The 16216-nt window shown below is 73.8% G+C and carries 16 protein-coding genes; 3 read left to right on the top strand and 13 right to left on the bottom strand.

All coding sequences use genetic code 11. The features are described 5' to 3' along the window. Positions 1 to 11: 11 nt before the first annotated feature. Complete coding sequence (locus DT057_RS09115; protein WP_128561764.1) at positions 12 to 713, top strand: class I SAM-dependent methyltransferase; 702 nt, start codon at positions 12 to 14, stop codon at positions 711 to 713. A 131-nt stretch (positions 714 to 844) separates the two neighbouring features. On the opposite strand, the gene DT057_RS09110 is transcribed toward DT057_RS09115, so the two are convergent. Then, positions 845 to 1744 carry a DMT family transporter gene (locus DT057_RS09110; protein WP_128561763.1) on the bottom strand — a complete coding sequence of 300 codons (900 nt, stop codon included), beginning with the start codon at positions 1742 to 1744 and terminating at the stop codon, positions 845 to 847. Between the two features lie 210 nt (positions 1745 to 1954). Then, on the bottom strand, positions 1955 to 2914 hold the full coding sequence (locus tag DT057_RS09105) for an alpha/beta fold hydrolase (RefSeq protein WP_238313307.1): 960 nt from the start codon (positions 2912 to 2914) through the stop codon (positions 1955 to 1957). Positions 2915 to 2991: 77 nt separating this feature from the next. Here DT057_RS09105 and DT057_RS09100 point away from each other — a divergent pair, with 77 nt between their 5' ends. Further along, entirely contained in the window at positions 2992 to 3597 is a 606-nt protein-coding gene (locus DT057_RS09100; RefSeq protein WP_128561762.1) for a TetR/AcrR family transcriptional regulator, read from the top strand. 170 nt (positions 3598 to 3767) lie between these two features. Here the strand turns inward: DT057_RS09100 and DT057_RS09095 are convergent, their stop codons facing one another. The 11 genes from DT057_RS09095 to DT057_RS09045 all read right to left on the bottom strand — a co-directional run bounded on the left by DT057_RS09095 (position 3768) and on the right by DT057_RS09045 (position 15067). Then, a complete protein-coding gene (locus tag DT057_RS09095; protein WP_128561761.1) occupies positions 3768 to 4433 on the bottom strand; it encodes a DUF805 domain-containing protein in 666 nt (221 codons plus the stop codon). 166 nt (positions 4434 to 4599) lie between these two features. Further along, on the bottom strand, positions 4600 to 5628 hold the full coding sequence (locus DT057_RS09090) for a transketolase family protein (protein ID WP_128561760.1): 1029 nt from the start codon (positions 5626 to 5628) through the stop codon (positions 4600 to 4602). After that, positions 5625 to 6497, bottom strand: coding sequence for a transketolase (locus tag DT057_RS09085; protein ID WP_128561759.1), 873 nt, complete (start codon positions 6495 to 6497; stop codon positions 5625 to 5627). Before DT057_RS09085 ends, DT057_RS09090 begins: the two co-directional genes overlap by 4 nt. Positions 6498 to 6570: 73 nt before the next feature. After that, positions 6571 to 7656: a glycerol dehydrogenase gene (locus DT057_RS09080; RefSeq protein WP_128561758.1), complete on the bottom strand. Its 1086-nt coding sequence runs from the start codon at positions 7654 to 7656 to the stop codon at positions 6571 to 6573. Positions 7657 to 7666: 10 nt separating this feature from the next. Beyond that, positions 7667 to 8467, bottom strand: a complete 801-nt coding sequence (locus DT057_RS09075; RefSeq protein WP_128561757.1) for an SDR family NAD(P)-dependent oxidoreductase — start codon at positions 8465 to 8467, stop codon at positions 7667 to 7669. 90 nt (positions 8468 to 8557) lie between these two features. Next, on the bottom strand, positions 8558 to 9274 hold the full coding sequence (locus DT057_RS09070; RefSeq protein WP_128561756.1) for an ABC transporter ATP-binding protein: 717 nt from the start codon (positions 9272 to 9274) through the stop codon (positions 8558 to 8560). Then, positions 9255 to 9992, bottom strand: coding sequence for an ABC transporter ATP-binding protein (locus DT057_RS09065; RefSeq protein WP_128561755.1), 738 nt, complete (start codon positions 9990 to 9992; stop codon positions 9255 to 9257). Before DT057_RS09065 ends, DT057_RS09070 begins: the two co-directional genes overlap by 20 nt. Beyond that, positions 9989 to 11110: a branched-chain amino acid ABC transporter permease gene (locus DT057_RS09060; RefSeq protein ID WP_238313303.1), complete on the bottom strand. Its 1122-nt coding sequence runs from the start codon at positions 11108 to 11110 to the stop codon at positions 9989 to 9991. The genes DT057_RS09065 and DT057_RS09060 overlap by 4 nt, the downstream gene beginning before the upstream one ends. Further along, positions 11110 to 11994 carry a branched-chain amino acid ABC transporter permease gene (locus tag DT057_RS09055; protein ID WP_128561754.1) on the bottom strand — a complete coding sequence of 295 codons (885 nt, stop codon included), beginning with the start codon at positions 11992 to 11994 and terminating at the stop codon, positions 11110 to 11112. Before DT057_RS09055 ends, DT057_RS09060 begins: the two co-directional genes overlap by 1 nt. Before the next feature lie 97 nt (positions 11995 to 12091). Beyond that, positions 12092 to 13342 carry an ABC transporter substrate-binding protein gene (locus DT057_RS09050; RefSeq protein WP_128561753.1) on the bottom strand — a complete coding sequence of 417 codons (1251 nt, stop codon included), beginning with the start codon at positions 13340 to 13342 and terminating at the stop codon, positions 12092 to 12094. 156 nt (positions 13343 to 13498) lie between these two features. Further along, positions 13499 to 15067, bottom strand: a complete 1569-nt coding sequence (locus DT057_RS09045; RefSeq protein ID WP_128561752.1) for a class I adenylate-forming enzyme family protein — start codon at positions 15065 to 15067, stop codon at positions 13499 to 13501. A gap of 156 nt (positions 15068 to 15223) precedes the next feature. Here DT057_RS09045 and DT057_RS09040 point away from each other — a divergent pair, with 156 nt between their 5' ends. After that, a complete protein-coding gene (locus tag DT057_RS09040; RefSeq protein WP_203236227.1) occupies positions 15224 to 16201 on the top strand; it encodes a quinone oxidoreductase family protein in 978 nt (325 codons plus the stop codon). Positions 16202 to 16216: the final 15 nt, after the last annotated feature.

Below are 16216 nucleotides of genomic sequence, written 5' to 3'. Positions count from 1 at the left end.
GAGCCCCTTGCATGACCGCGTCCACCTCGAAGTTCGACGCTCGCGCCGACGAGTACGCCGTGCAGAGCCGGATCGCGCTCGCCGGCTACGACGCCTGCCACGAGCTGGCGGCCTGCCTGCTCGCCGCTCGGCTCGGGCGCGGCCGCCACGCCCGCCTCCTCGTCGCGGGTGCCGGCGGAACCGCGCAGGAGATCCTGACGACCGCCCGCCTCGCGCCGCACTGGCGCTACACCGCCGTCGACCCGTCCGGGCCCATGCTCGACGCGGCGCGGGCGAACGTCGCGGCCGCCGGCCTGGATGCCCGGGTCGACTTCCATGTCGGGCGCGTCGAGGACCTCCCCGCGCGCGGGCGCTTCGACGCCGCGACGCTGATCGGCGTGCTCCATCACCTGCCGGGGTCCGAGGCGAAGCGCGCGGTCCTGGCGGCGCTCGCGGCCCGCCTCGAACCGGGGGCGCCGCTCATCCTGGCGGGCAACCGGGGGGTGTACGCGAGCCACCCCCTCTTCCTCTCGGCCTGGTCCGAGCGCTGGCGCCTGCACGGAGCGGACGACGCGGAGGTGGAGGCGAAGCTCGGCAAGATCCTGCACGCCGCCGAGCCACCCGCGTCCGACGCCGCCGTGGCGGCGCTGCTCGCGGGCTCCGGGTTCGAGGCGGCCGAGATGTTCTTCTCGAGCTTGTTCTGGGGCGCCTGGATCGCGCTGCGCGCGGCCTGACCGTCCCGCCCCGCGCCCCGGTTCATCCCCGCCCGCGCAGCCGCGCCCGACCCGGACCCGAACGCCGGTGCGGCGCACGGGCGGCGCTCGCTCGAGCCGACGCAGGCGTTCCGCGCGCAGGCGCCGGCGCCTCACGGGGTCGAGGGCACGCGGGCCGGGGGCGCGCCTGAGCGCGGGTGCCGGGCGGGCGCGGGTCGCTGCGAGAGCGCCACGCCGCCGATGCACAGGGCCGCCCCCGCGACGAGCGTTGCGGTGAGCGGCTCGTGCCGGAAGATCGCCCCGGCGGCGATCGCGAAGGCCGCCTGGAGCAGCGTGAAGGGCGCCAACCGCGCCATCGCGCACCGCGCGAGGAGCCAGAACCACAAGCCGAAGCCGCCGATCCCCCCGATCAGCACGGTGTAGGCGAACGACAGCCACGCCGTGCGATCCGCGATCGCCAGCGCCTGCACCTGTCCCGCCTCGGTGACGGCCGACGCGACCAGGACCTGCGGCACCGTGAACAGCGACATCCAGGCCATCAGCCTCATGGGATCCAGGGGGCCGTACCGCTTGGTCAGCACGCTGCCGGTCGCGAGCGCCAGGGCCGATCCGACGACGAGGAGCGTCGGGACGACCGGGACAACGACCGCCGGATCGGCGACCGCCAAGGTCACGCCGGCGAGGGCGATCAGGACGCCGACGACCGCCCGCCGCGACGGCTTCTCCCCGAGCAGGGGCCATGCGAGGACGAGCGCGAAGGGTGACCAGAGCTGGTTGGCGATGCCGGTCACGCTCGCGGGCGCCCCGGCGAGGCCGACGAAGACGAGGCCGAAGTTGAGGCCGCCGACGAAGACCGAGATGACCAGGAAGACGCGCAGCTCGCGCCGGGTGGGCCGCCCGACGAACGGCAGCAGGATCGCGGCGACGACCGCGAAGCGCAGGCCGACGAAGAACAGGGGCGGGAAGACGGCCAGTCCGGCCTTGATGACGGCGTACTGCACGCCCCACAGGAGCGGCACGAGCACGGCGCAGGCGATCTCAAGCGGAGCCATCGTGTTCCTCGCGGGACGGATCGGACCGTCGACGGACGGGCTGCGGACCGGCGCGCGCATCGCGTCGCGTCGCGAGGGTTACGGGCCTGGAGGCCGTGCCCGGCGCCGATCGGCTGTCGCCGGCCTTCGAGAAGGAAGGCGGAGCGCCGCCTGCGCGCGGGAGAGGGCGCCGGATGCGGGTCGGGCGACCGACGCCGCTTGGCACGGATGTCAGGCCTTGTGCGCCGCGGCCACGAAGGCGGCCAGCTCACGCCCGAAGCGGGCGGGCTCCTCGTAGAACGGGCTGTGCCCGCTGTCGGCGAACACGGACAGGCGGGCTCCCGGCTTGAGCGACCGGATGCGCTCCGCCATCGCCCGGCGAACGAGGCGGTCGTGCGCGCCGTGCGTCAGCAGGATCGGACCGCCGTAGGCCGCGAAGACGGGTTCGAGATCGGTGGTCGAGGTCTTCACGAAGCCCTCGTTCGCCGCGCGCGCCGTCATGCCGTTGACGACGAGCATGCGCTGGAACGCGATGCCGGTCGGCGGCCGGTGGAAGCAGGCGGCGAGGAACTCCGCGGTCGCGGTGACGCGCGTCGCCAGGTCGTGCGAGGTCGCGCTGCCGGTGAAGTCGCCCGCCAGCGGCGTGAGCAGGTCCAGCGACAGCCGGCTCACCGCGTCGACTAGGTTGAGGCCGGCGATGCCGGAGCCGCCGTGCCTGCGCAGGTACGCGCCGGCCACGTAGCCGCCGAGCGACCAGCCGACGAGGACCGGGCGGCGCAGCCGCGCCGCCGCGATCACGGCCGCAACATCGTCCGCCCATCGGTCGGCGTCCGAATAGGCCTCCAGCTCCGCAGGCTTGTCCGAATCGCCGTGTCCGCGCAGGTCGAAGCGGACCAGGCGCAGGCCCGCCAGGGCCGGGTCGGCGAACTGCTTGTCCCAGCTCAGCCGGCTCTGACGCAGGCCGTGGATGAACAGGATCTCGGGCGCGCCCGGGTCGCCCTTGGCCTCGGCCGCCAGCACCGTGCCGTCGCCGGAGCGAACCGGGAAGGACGCCCGGGTCCCCTCCGCCCCGGCGGGCGCCGCCTTGCCGGCCGGCACCGGCGCCTCGCCCGACGCGCTCCCGGGCCGCAGGGCCCCCGCGGCCGCGGCCGCGGCGGCAACGCTCATGAAGTGGCGGCGGGTCTGATCCACGAGGCGGGCCTCTTTGTTTAAGGATCGCTATTCAACCGGCTTGACGCGGCGTGTCAAGTCGTAGTTTAGTGTTCGCTATGGAACAGGAGGGCAGATCGCGCGGCGGCCGGCCGTGGAGCTTCGACCGGGATGCGGCCGTCGAGACCGCGATGCTGCTCTTCTGGCGCCACGGCTACGAGGGCGTGTCGGTCGGCGACCTGACGAAGGCGATCGGGGTCGCGCCGCCGAGCCTGTACGCCGCCTTCGGGAGCAAGGCGGGCCTCTACCGCCTGGCCATGACGCGGTACGAGGAGACGCTGGGCTGCCTGGACGCGGTGGCGATCGGGGCGGCGCGGTCGCTGCCGGCGGCGGTGCGGCTGCTGCTCGAGAACGCCGTCACGGCCGTCACCCGCCGCGAGCACGAACGAGGCTGCATGATCTCGAGCGGCCTCGTCGCCTGCCACCCCGACCAGGCCGCCCTTGCCCGCGATGCGGCCGCGCGGCGGGAGGCGCTGCGCGGGAGGATCGTCCAGGCGCTCTCCTCCTTCGCGGACGACGATCAGGTGCAGCGGCTGGCCCGGCACCTGGCTGCCGTCATGCAGGGGATCTCGATCCAGGCGCGCGACGGCGTCGCGGCGTCGGACCTGCGGGACATCGTCGAGGACGTCGTGGCGGGCGTCGCGGCCCGCTTCCCCGGGGATTGAGCGCCAGCGCCGGGCGGGGATCCCGGCATCCGTGCAGGGCCGGACGTCGCCCGCCGGCGTGCCGCGTCCCGGCCCATGGCCGGGCCGGCGGGTGTCCGCCCGACCCGGTCGCGCCGCCGGCACGTCCGGGACGCGGCCCGCTCGTGGCGGCACGGCAACGCCCGCGGCGCCTAGAGACCGTCCCGGCGCGCGTCGGAATCCGGGACGGGCGCCTTCCTGCCGACGTAGGACATCCGGGCGCAGCGCAGGAGGAACGCACCCACGGCGAGAGCCGAGATGCCGATCGTCACGGCGATCCACCGGTTCGGATTCGGGGCGTGCTGCATCTCTCCGTACAGCATGACGCCGCCGAAGAAGCTGATCACGCCGCCAAACATCAAGAACCGGTACCACCTCGGCGATCGGAGCCTGTCCACGGACTTGATCGCGGTGTCGACGGCGGCCTCCCCGTCGGTGCCGCTCCCCGAGGCTTGCCGGCTCTCGATCGAGCCCGGCCCGAAACGGTTCGGACCGGGCTCACCGCGAACGCGGAACACCGCGGTCCAGATCGGCGGCCAGAGCAGCCAGTAGCCGGCACGATCGAGGTCGTGGGCCCGTCTGGCGAGCAGGGAGAGGAGCGGGATCACGTGCAGCCACTGCACGGCCTGACGGCACCCGATGAAGGGAGACCCCGTCGGTCCGAGGAGACGGTCGAGGCTGCGGGCCGCAAGGGTCAGGAGCAGGCATACGATGACGAACGCCCACAGCTCCTCGCGCTTGCTGCGGCCCCGGAACACCGCGTAGCGCCGCATGCTTCCCAGGTAGAGCTGTCCCAGCCGGGCGGCCGTCTCGAGCATGCGGTCCTTGCGGCGTTCCTGCGGCAGACGGGAGAGAGGGTCTCATGGCCGTCCGCTCCGGGCATAGGTCCCGGTGACCGGTTTCCACCCCTCTCTCCCGCGCCGGATGCGCCACGACGCCGCCCCTCCCGGCCCGAGGCCGGAGGCGGCGCGACCCTGCCCGTCGTCAGCCGCCGCGGACCGCGCGGGTGCGCGGCACGTCGCCGAGCAGGTCCCGCGCCCTGCGCGCGATGTGGGGGCCGCTGAGCCCAAGCGCCTCGCGCAGTTCGAGCGTCGGGCCGATCGGCGGGTACGCGTCCTCGATGCCGACGCGGGCCACCGGGAAGGCGTGGCCGCGCTCCAGCACCTCGAGGACGGCCGAGCCCAACCCCCCGACGACGCTGTGCTCCTCGACCACCACCATCGCCCGCACGTGCTCGGCCGCCTCCAGGATCGCGTCGCGGTCGATCGGCTTGACCGTGTGCATGTTCAGGACCTCGGCGGCGATGCCCTCCGCCCGGAGCAGGTCGGCGGCGAGCAGCGCCTCCAGCACCATGGCGCCGTGCGCGACGATGCAGAGGTCGCGCCCTTCCGCGAGCCGGACCGCGCGGCCGATCGCGAACGGTGCCCCGGGCCGGTTGAGGACGTGCTCGGGTCCGCGGCCGAGCCGCAGGTAGACGGGCGTCGCGTCCGGCAGGTCGGCGGCCGCCTCGAGGGCGTGGCCGAGCTCCACGGGGTCAGAGGGCGCCACCACGATCATGTTCGGGATCGCCCGCATGATCGCGACGTCCTCGTAGGTCTGGTGGGTCGGGCCGCCGACGCCGTAGCTGAGGCCGCAGGCGAGACCGGCGAGAATCACCTTGAGCTCGTTGTAGGCGCAGTCGACCTTGGCCTGCTCCACCGCCCGGAGGGTGGTGAAGGCGGCGTAGCCGCACACGACCGGCAGCTTCCCGCAGGCCGCGAGGCCCGCCGCCACGCCGGTCATGTTCTGCTCGGCGATGCCGACGTTGACGAGGCGGTCGGCGAAGGTTGCGTGCAGCCCGGCGAGGCCGGTCGCGTGCATCAGGTCGGCCGTCACGGCGACGACGTCGGGCCGCCGCTCCATGAGCGCCCTCATGCTCTCGCCGAACTGGGCGCGCACGTCCTTGCGGGGATGGGCGGCCCGGAAGGCCGCGACGTGCTCCCGCAGCCGGGCCGGATCATCGAGCAGGCTCACCGCAACACCTCCCGCAGCTCGCTGCGCAGCGCCTCGTACTGGGCCGGCGCGATCACGTCGGCGTGCCAGCCGCGGACGTCCTCCATGAACGAGACGCCGCGGCCCTTGACCGTCCGGGCGATCACCACGCGCGGCCGGCCGCTGCCGCCGAAGCGCGGCACGTCGAGCGCGGGAAGGAGCGCGGCGAGGTCGTGCCCGTCGGCCTCGACCACGTCCCAGCCGAAGCTCGTCCAGCGGTCCGCCAGCGGCTCGAGCGGCAGGACCTCGTCCGCGCGCCCGTCGACGCACAACCCGTTCCGGTCGACGATCGCCACGAGGTTGTCGAGACGGTGCTTCGGCGCGAAGGCGGCGGCCTCCCAGACCGAGCCCTCGTGCAACTCGCCGTCGCCCAGGACCGCGTAGACGCGGTAGTCGCGCCCGTCGAGCCGGCCCGCGAGGGCCATGCCGCAGGCGTTCGACAACCCGTGGCCCAGCGCCCCTTGCGAGGAGTCGATGCCGGGCTGGTAGCGGCGCGAGGGATGCGTCATCAGGCGCGCGCCGACCCTCGCCTCGAACTCGTGGATCCACGCCTCCGGGATGAAGCCGCGCCGGATCAGTGCCGAGTACAGCGTCGGGGCGGCGTGCCCCTTGCCCAGGACGAAGCGGTCGCGGTCGGGCCAGTCGGGCCGCGTCGCGTCCACGCGCATGACGGCGAAGTACAGGGCGGTCACGATCTCGGTGCAGGAGTAGCAGCTGCCGAAATGGCCGTTGCCCGCGGCCATGAACATGGCGGCGACGTCGAGGCGGTTGATCCGCGCCGTCTCCCGCAGAGCGTCGAGGCCGAGCGGCGCGAACCCGTTGTCCAGGATCGATGCCGGTTGCTGCGTCATGCCGTCCCTCCCGTCAGATCGGAGCGAACCCGGGCGCGCCGGGCGCGCCGGCCGGGGCCGCGTCGGGGCCGCGTCACGCGGCCGTCAGGTCCTCGACCCGCCGCATGCCGGCGGCGATGTCCGCGGCCGTGACCGGACGCGGCAGGTTGGGGATGTGGGGCGCGCTCATCGTCAGCCCGGCGACGGCGTCGATCTCCTCGGGCGCCGCGTCGGCCATGCCGAGCTCCGCGAGCCGGACCGGCAGGCCGACCTCGCGCAGGAACCCGACGAGGTCGAGGATCTCGGCGTCGGGGCGCTCCTCCACGGCGAGCTGGACCACGACGGCGTAGGCCACCTGCTCGCCGTGGGGGGCGCCCATGGCGCCCCGCGCCTTGACGAGGCCCCGCGTCATCGCGTGGGCGAGGGACAGGCCGCCGTTCTCGAACCCGAGCCCGCTCATGAGGATGCAGGCCTCGATGGTGGCCTCGAGGTCCGGCGTGACCTCGCCCCGCTCCACCGCCGCGAGGGCCGCCGCGGCATGGGCCCGCAGCGTCCGGTAGCCGGCCTCCGCGATGACGCCGCCCGTCAAGAGCGGCCGGGTCCCGAACGGCGTCACGCCGGTGCCGAGCCGGCACCCGCGCGCCTCGAAGGCCTTCGTGACGGCGTCGCCGATGCCCGCGCGCAGGAAGCGCGCCGGCGCCCGGGCGATCAGCGCCGTGTCGACCACGACCGCGTCGGGGTTGCGGGTCATGCGGTCGACCGCGACCATGACGTGGTCGTCGTCGTAGACCGCGTAGCTCGCGCTCGTGGGCGCGTCGTTCGAGGCGATGGTCGGCACCGTGACGACCGGAATCCCGAGGCGCTGCGCCACGCCCTTGCCGACGTCGAGGGCCTTGCCCCCGCCCGCCGCGATGACGAGGCCGGGAGCGTCGGCGCGCACCGCCTCGGTGAGGGCCTCGATCGCCGCGTAGGTGATCTCGCCCGCGAAGGACGTGGTGCGCTCCCTCACGCCGGCCTCCGCCAGGCTCGCGGCGATCGGCCCGGCCACGATCGCGTGCACGCCCGCGTCGACCACCACGCAGGCGGACCCGGCGAGGGCCCGCGCGATCCGGCCGACGTCGCGGACGGCGCCGGGCCCCTGGTGGTAGCGCGGGGGCGCCCCGAAGATCCTCACGCTCATGCGGCTCTCCTCACGCGGCCGTGCGGGGGTCGAGGTCGTCGATCGCGAAGGCGTCGCTCGGCGCCCCGAAGGCGCAGTAGCCGCCGTCCACCGGCAGGGTGACGCCGGTGATGAAGCGCGCCCGATCCGAGGCCAGGAAGACCATCGCCTCGGCGATGTCCTCGGGGGCGCCGAGCAGCCCCATCGGGGTGCGGCGGCGGATGCGCGTCGGATCGATGCGCCCGGCGGCGATCAGCCCCTCGGTCAGGGGTGTCAGGATGTAGCCCGGGGCGACCGCGTTGACGCGGATCCCGTGCGGCCCCCACTCGCAGCCGAGCACGCGGGTGAGCATGCCGATGCCCGCCTTGGCGGCGCTGTAGGCGGTGCGGACCGGCAGGCCGAGCACGCCCGCGATCGAGTTCAGGTTCAGGATCGCGCCGCCGCCCTGGCGCATCATCAGGGGGGCGACGGTCTTCGAGACGAGGTAGGTGCCCGTGAGGTGGACGTCGATGAGGCGCTGCCAGTGGCTGAGCGGCTGCTCGACCGTGGGCACGAAGCTGTCGGCCACGCCGGCATTGTTCACCAGGATGTCGATCCGGCCGAAGCGCGCGACGGCCGCCTCCACCATCGCGGCGACGTCGCTCTCCTTCGACACGTCCCCGCCCAGCGCGGCGTGAGCGTCCCCCAAGCCGCGGGCGGCCTCCCGCGCCGCCGCCTCGTGCAGGTCGTTGATCACGACCCGGGCGCCCTCCCGGGCGAAGGCCGATGCGGTCGCGAGGCCGAGCCCGCTGCCCGCGCCCGTGATGAGCGCGACCTTGTCCCTGAGCTGCATCCCTCGTCCTCCCCCAACGTCGTCCGGGCCGGCGCCCCGCGCCGGCTCGGCGCCCCGCGCCGGCTCAGCGCCCCGCGCCGGCTCAGCGCCCTACAATCCGAGATACGTGGCCCTCAGATGCTCGTTCTCGATCAGGTCCCGGCCGCTGCCCGAGAGCGTGACGCGGCCGTTCTCCAGGACGTAGCCGCGGTCGGCCATGCTCAGGACCTGGAAGACGTTCTGCTCGATGACGAGGATCGGGATGTCGAGCCTGCGCACCGCCCGGATCGCCTCGAACAGGCGGTCGACCATGATCGGGGCGAGGCCGAGCGAGGGCTCGTCGAGGGCGAGGACGCGCGGGCGCGCCATCAGCGCGCGGCCGACCGCCAGCATCTGCTGCTGCCCCCCCGAGAGGGTCGAGGCCGCCTTGTCCCGCCGCTCCGCGAGGATCGGGAAGAGGCCGTAGACCTCGTCGATCGTCGTGCGCCGGCGCGCGTAGGCGCGCCGGTTGTGCGCGCCGACCAGCAGGTTCTCCTGGATCGACATGCCGAGGAAGAGCTGCTTGCCCTCGGGCGACTGGACGAAGCCGGCCTCCGCCACGCGGTGCGGCGCCAGCCCGTCGATGCGCGCCCCGTAGAGCGAGACCGAGCCGCCCCGCGCCCGCACGAGGCCCGAGACCGTGCGCAGGAGCGTGGTCTTGCCGGCTCCGTTCGCCCCGATGAGCGCGACGATCTCGCCCGGATCGAGCCGGAGGGAGACGCCGTCGAGGACCCGGACGTCGCCGTAGCCCGCCCTCAGGTCGATGGCCTCAAGCGCGGCCTGCTGCATACTGCTCCCCGAAATACGCCTTGAGCACCTCGGGCTGGTTGACCACGTCCCTGGGCGCGCCGTTCGCGATCAGCCGGCCGGATTCCATCACGATCACCCGCTCGCTCAGCGCCATGATCACCTTCATGACGTGCTCGACGATCAGGATGGTGATGCCGCGGTCGCGGATGCGGCGCACGAGCGCCACCATCTCCTGACCCTCGGCCGGGGTCGCGCCCGCCACGACCTCGTCCATCAGGAGGAGGACCGGCTCCGTCGAGAGCGCCCGGCCGAGCTCGAGCTTGCGCCGGTCGAAGGCGGTGAGGTGCTGGACCTCCGTGTCGGCCTGGCGGCCGAGGCCGAGGAAGTCCGCGATCTCCTCCGCCCTGTCGCGGATCGCCCCGGCGTCGGACGAGCGCGCGAAGCCCCCGACCATCAGGTTCTCGACGACCGTGAGGTCGGCGAACGGCTTGGAGAGCTGGAAGGTGCGGGCGATGCCGGCCTTGCAGACGTCCCAGGGGCGCAGGCGCGCGACGTTGCGGCCCTGGAACAGGATCTCGCCGCCGTCGGGCCGGAAGAAGCCCGCGATCATGTTGAACGCGGTGGTCTTGCCGGCCCCGTTCGGGCCGAGCAGGGCCAGGATCTCGCCGCGCTCGAGGCGGAACGAGAGGTCCCGGACCGCGTGCACGCCGCCGAAGCGCTTGCTGATGCCGCGCACGTCGAGGAGGGGGGCGCTCACCGGGCGCCCCCGCGGCCGGCGCGCCGCAGCAGGAGCGTGCGCAGGGGAGCGATCAGCCCCTTGGGCAGGTAGAGGACCGCCAGCATGAGGATGATGCCGTAGACCACGATGTGCAGGCCGAGGAACGAGCCGCCGAGGGCGCCGCGGGTGATCTCGGCGAGCGGCGCGAGGAGCACGGCGCCGAGGAGCGGCCCGAACACCGTGCCCTGGCCCCCGATGATGCTCATGAGGGCGATGTCGATCGAGAGGTCGACGCCGATCAGGCGCTCGGCGTTGACGTAGCGGAAGAACTGCGCGTAGAAGCCGCCCCCGACGCCCGTCATGAAGGCGCTGATCGCGAGCGCGACGAGCTGGTAGCGGGCCGGGCTGATGCCGAGGGATTCGGCGGCGTCGCGGTCGCCGCGGATCGCCTTGAGGTAGAAGCCGAGCTTCGAGCGCTCGAGCCGCCAGGTCGCGAGGAGCGCCCCCGCCAGGAGGGCGACGATGAGGTAGTAGTACGGCGCCTTGCCGTTGAACTGCAGCGCCGCGAGGCTCTCGCCCCTCAGCGGCACCGTGAGGCCGGCGGCGCCGTTGAGCGGGATCCCCAGGAAGGTGTCGGTGTTCTCGACCCAGATCCGGATCATCTCCGCGAAGGCGATCGTGGTGAGCGCGAAGTACGGGCCCCGCAGCCGGAAGGTCGGGTAGCCCACCACGACCGAGAGGCCGGCCGCCAGGAGGCCGCCGACCGGCATGCCGAGCCACGGCGACAGGCCGAGGCCCGTGAACAGCAGCACCGTGGCGTAGCCGCCGACCCCGGCGAACATCGCGTGCCCGATCGAGAGCTGGCCGACGTAGCCGCAGACGAAGTTCCAGGCGGTCGCCATGTAGGCGAAGAACAGGACGACGATGCAGGAATGCAGGACGTAGGCGTCCGCCACGAGGGGCAGCGCGAGGGCCGCGAGGCCGGCGAGGGCGAGGGCTGCGGCGCCCGCCAGGGACGCGCCGCCCTGCCCGCCCCGCGCGCGGCGGCGGCCCGGGAGGCCGACCGGCCCCCCGCCGGAGCCCTCGGAGTCCGGGGCGGCGACGCCCGGGAGCGGCACCATGCCCTTGCGGAGCCGGCTCGGACGGGCGGTGATCATCAGGCGCGTCCCATCAGGCCGCTCGGCCGCACGAGGAGGATCAGGACGAAGAGGCCGAGCGAGAGGATCGCCGCCGAGGTCGCGGGCACGAACTGGGAGGCGAGCGCCTCGAACACGCCGATGACGAGACCGCCCACGATCGAGCCCGGGATGCTGCCGATGCCGCCGAGCACCACGACGATGAAGGAGCGGATGCCGAAGCTGAGGCCGACCTGCGGGGTGATCGGGATGAAGGTGGCGAGCAGCGAGCCGAACAGGCCGAGCAGCGCCGCCCCGATGCCGAAGGTCACCGCGTAGACGAGCGGCACGTCGATCCCCGACAGGGCGGCGGCGTCGCGGTTCTGGGCGGTGGCGCGGATCGCCCGGCCCATGCGGGTGCCGCGCAGCCACGCCGAGAGCAGGATCGCGGACAGGATCGCGGCCGAGAAGGCGATCAGGCGCTGCATGTTGACCGGGATCGGCCCGAGCATCAGGGGCTCGAGCGCGAACCCGGTCGTGGCCGAGCGCACGTCCGGGCCGAACGCCATGAGGGCGAGGTTGTCGATCACCAGGTAGACGCCCGCCGTGAGCAGAAGCGCGCTCAGGGGCTCGACCACGAGGGCGCTCTCCCGCCGGATCAGCGGCGCGATGATCACGCTCTGGATCAGGAAGCCCAGCGCGAACAGCAGCGGCACCGTCACGACGATGCTGGCGTAGGGCTCGATGCCCGCGAGGGCCTGGAGCCAGAAGGTGGCGTAGAGCGCCAGCATCAGGAGCGAGCCGTGCGCGAAGTTCACGACGCGCATCACGCCGAAGATCAGGCTCAGTCCCAGCGCCACGCCGCCGTAGATGCCCCCGATCAGAAGGCCGTTCACGAGCGCGAAGGAGAGGATCAGGGGGTCCATGGGGGCCATGCGGGTGAGGCCGGCGGCGCGGCGCGCCGCCGTCCGGGCGACCGGGGATGGGGTGCGGGAGGGTGGCGCGGGCCGCCCTCGCTGCGCGTCAGGAGCGGGCGCCGAAGGCGGGCACGGGCCAGGCCGGCTTGGTGTCGGGCGAGCGGCTCTCGGCCGGCCAGACGGTGCGCCGCTGCCCGTTCAGGTTCTGCGAGATCGCGCCGTGCGCGAAGGTGTTCTGGCCCTGCTCGTCGAACTTGATGCGCTGGTAGCCGACGTACATGGCGGGACCGGTGGTGATGTCGGTCGCCGCGATGGCGTCGCGCAGAGCCTGCCGGTCGGCGCTGCCGGCCCGCTCCAGGGCCTCCCGGATCACGTACATGACCGAGAAGCCCTGCGCCCCGTAGGCGCTCATGTCGTAGCCGAGCTGCTCCTTGAAGCGCTTCTCGACGTCGGTGAACTCGGGCCGGCGCTCGCCCTGCAGGGCGTCGACCTGCCGGTCCTCCTGGACGAAGTAGTAGGCGACGGCCTTCGGCGAGACCGCCTTGTAGAAGGAGGGGTCCTCGGTGCCGCCGCCGACCGAGTGCAGCCCGAAGGGCAGGTTGAGCTGCTGCTCGAAGAGCTGGCGCGAGAGCAGCAGGTGGTCGGGGGTGTAGAAGGCGGCGATCAGCGCGTCCGGCTTGGCGGCCCGGATCTTGAGGAGCTGGGCGGAGAAGTCGACCTGGTTGGGAGGCGCGGCCTCGTCGAGGACGATGGTGTAGCCGCGCTCCTTGGCGAGCTTGCGGACGTTGGAGGCGTGCGAGCGGCCCCAGTCCGAGCCCTCGTAGAAGACCGCGAGGGTCTGCGGCCCCTTGCCGGTCTCCTTCTTGAGGAGGTCCATGGCATCGAGCTGCTCGCGGGCGTCGTAGGTCGCCTTGTTGTTGATGCGGAAGACGTACTTGAAGTTGCGCTCGGTGATCTCGTCCTTCACGGCGCCCATCACGATCCAGGGCGTCTTGTAGCGCTCGGCCAGCTCGGTGGCCGGGAAGGTCACGGCGCTGTTGAAGGCCCCGCCGATCACCGCGACGTTCTCGCGCTGGATCAGCCGCTCGGTCTCGGAGACGCCGATGTCGGGCTTCGACTGGGAATCCGCGAAGACGAGCTTGAGCTTCGCGCCCTTGAGCGCCTTGATGCCGCCGGCGGCGTTGATCTGATCGACGGCGATCTGGACGCCGGTGCGGGCCTGCTGGCCGATGGCGGCCGAGCCGCCGCTCAGCGGCAGGACCCAGCCGATCGGGATCTCGGTCTGGGCATGGGCGCTCGAGCCGAACGCCATCGCGGCCAGCGCCAGTACGGCGCGGCGCGAGAACGGGACCGTCATGGGGCATTCCTCCTCGGGATCGTGGCCGGGACGCTTCGCGCGTCCTCTTGCGGGTCAGCTTCGGCGAGGCCTCCCGGGACGGCAAGGCCGGCCCTGGGCTGGCGGGAAGACCACTGGTTCGGCCCCGCCGGCCTCCTCACGCCCGCGCGGACCCGCTCACGTCCCCGCGGACGCCGCGAAGCGCGCCCGCAGCTCCGTCTTCAGCACCTTGCCCATCGGATTCTTCGGCAGTTCGTCGAGGACGAGCCAGCGGCGCGGGCGGGCGTAATCGGCCAGCCGCTCGGCGCAGAAGGCGGCGAGCGCCTCCGTGTCGACGCCGCCCGGCTCGCGCGGGACCACGCAGGCGGCCACGTCCTCGCCGAGCGCCCGGTGCGGGACGGCGATCACCGCCGCCTCCCGCACGCTCGGATGGCGGTAGAGCACCTCCTCGACCGCCACCGAGGCGACCTTCAGGCCGCCGCGGTTGATCACGTCCTTGCGCCGGTCGGTGAAGTACAGGAACCCGTCGGCGTCGAGATGCCCGACGTCGCCGGTCCGGATGCCGCCGAGCACGAAGGCCTCGGCGGTGGCCTCGGGGTTGCGGAAGTAGCCCTTCGCGACGCCGGGGCCCCGCAGCAGGATCTCGCCGGTCTCCCCGGGCCCGAGGGGCCCTCCGGCCTCGTCGACGATCGACACGGTGCAGTGGGGCATGGCGCTGCCGATCGAGCCGATCTTCTCCTCCATCCGCTCCGGCTCGAGCCTCGTGCCGCTCGGGCCGCTCTCCGTCATGCCGTAGATCTGCACCTGCTCGACGTCGGGCCAGTGCGCGGCGAGCCGGCGGATGACGTCCGGCGGCATCGCCGCGCCGCCGTAGCCGACCCGCCGCAGGCTCGACACGTCGCTCGGGGCGCGGGCGAACTCCTCCATCATGAAGTGCACCACGGAGGGCACGCCATGGTAGAAGGTCGTGCGCTCGGAGGCGATGAGATCCAGGCGGCCGCGGTTGTCGAGCGGCTCCTCCAGCACCAGGCCGGCGCCGGCGATCCAGCACGACATGGCGCCGAGGTTGAGCGGCGAGCTCGTGAAGAACGGCCAGCCGCCCTGGTAGAGATCCTCGGCCCGCAGGCCGAGCGCGGCACCGCACGCGAGCCCGGCGCCGAGCATCGTGGCGTGGCTGTGCATCACGGCCTTCGACCGCGCGGTCGTGCCCGAGGTGAACAGCAGGCAGCCGAGGCGGTCGGGGTCGGGGTTCTCCGGCGGCGGGGCGCCGAACCCGGAACCCAGCGGCTCGGGCCACGCGCCCGCTCCCTCCGGGCCCCCCTCCCCGACCACGAGCAGCCGGACGGCCGGAGCGAGCCGCGCGACCCGGGACGCCCCCGCGGCCGCGCACACGACCGCGGCGGGTGCGGCGAGGGCGAGGGCGTGCCCGAACTCCTCGTCTGAGGCGCGCGTGTTGAACGGCACCACCGCGGCCCCGATCCGCAGGGCCCCGAGCGCGGTGAGCAGGCACTCCCGCCCCGCCTCGTTGCCGAGCAGCACGCCGATCCTGTCGCCCGCGCCGAGGCCGAGCGCGGCGAAGCCGGCCGCCACGGCCTCCATCCGCTGCACGAGCTGGCCGTAGGTGAGCCGGTCGCGCCAGCCGCCGAGCGCGCGGGCCGAGAGCGCGATCCCGGTGCGGCCGTCCTCGGCCCGGCGCCGGAGGAGCTGCGGCACGGTCAGGGAGAGGATCAGGGAGGGATCGGTCATGGCGGGAGCGCACCGGCAGGGCAGGACGGCGCCATCTCGCCCGCCGCGGCGGCGTCCCGTCAAAGCCCGGTTTGGTCTCGTCGGCGGACCAATGATGGAATTGCGGCCCGCCGCCGCCCCGACGCACAGACGGTCCGCTCGAGGCAGGAGGCGGGATTGCGCGCGACCGAGATCCGGATCGACACCTACGGCGGACCCGACCGGCTGGTTGCCGTCGAGGTCGACCTCCCGCGCCCGCGCGAGGGGCAGGTCCTGCTGAGGCAGACCGCGGTCGGGGTGAACTTCATCGACACCTACCATCGCCGCGGCATCTTCCCGATCCCGCACCTGCCGGGCGCGGTCGGCGTCGAGGCGGTCGGCGTCGTCGAGGCGGCCGGCGCGGGGGTGTCCCTGCGGCCGGGCGACCGGGTCGGCTACGCCGGCCCGCCGGTCGGCAGCTACGCCAGCGCCCGGGTGATCGACGCCGCCCGCCTCGTGCGGCTGCCGGACGGGATCCGGGACGCGGACGCGGCGTCCCTCATGCTCAAGGGCATGACGGCCCACATGCTGTTCACCCGCGTGCGGCCCCTCAGGCCCGGCGACGCGGTGCTGGTGCACGCGGCGGCGGGCGGGCTCGGCGTGCTGCTGGCGCAGTGGGCGCGCGCGGCGGGCGCCCGGGTCATCGGCACGGTCGGGAGCGACGCCAAGGCGGAGGTGGCCCGCGCGGCCGGATGCGACGCGGTGATCCTCTACCGCGCGCAGGATTTCGTCGCCGAGACGCTGCGGCTGACCGGGGGCGCAGGCGTCGACGTCGTCTGCGAGGGCATCGGCGGCGCGGTCCTCGAGCGATCGCTCGACTGCCTCAAGCCCTTCGGGACCGCGATCAACCTGGGGCAGGCGGGCGAGGCGCTGGCTTCCGTCGATCTCGCCAGGCTCGGCCCGCAGCGCTCGCTGTCGGTCAGCGTGCCCGGCGTCTTCGCGCATCTGCGCACGCTGCCGGATCTCCAGGCCGGCGCCGACGCGATGTTCGCGATGGTGGCGCAGGGCCACCTGCGGCCCTCGATCGGCCTGTGCGCGCCGCTCGCCGAGGCCGGCGCCGTCCACCGCCGGCTCGAGGCCGGCGAGACGTCCGGCGCCACCGTGCTGCTGCCCTGACGGGGGACCGGGCCC

Origin of the sequence: Methylobacterium crusticola, assembly GCF_003574465.1 — a bacterium.
GTDB classification, from domain to species: Bacteria; Pseudomonadota; Alphaproteobacteria; order Rhizobiales; family Beijerinckiaceae; genus Methylobacterium; species Methylobacterium crusticola.
Note: the sequence above shows the minus strand (reverse complement) of the source record. Positions and strands in the feature narration are given on the sequence as shown.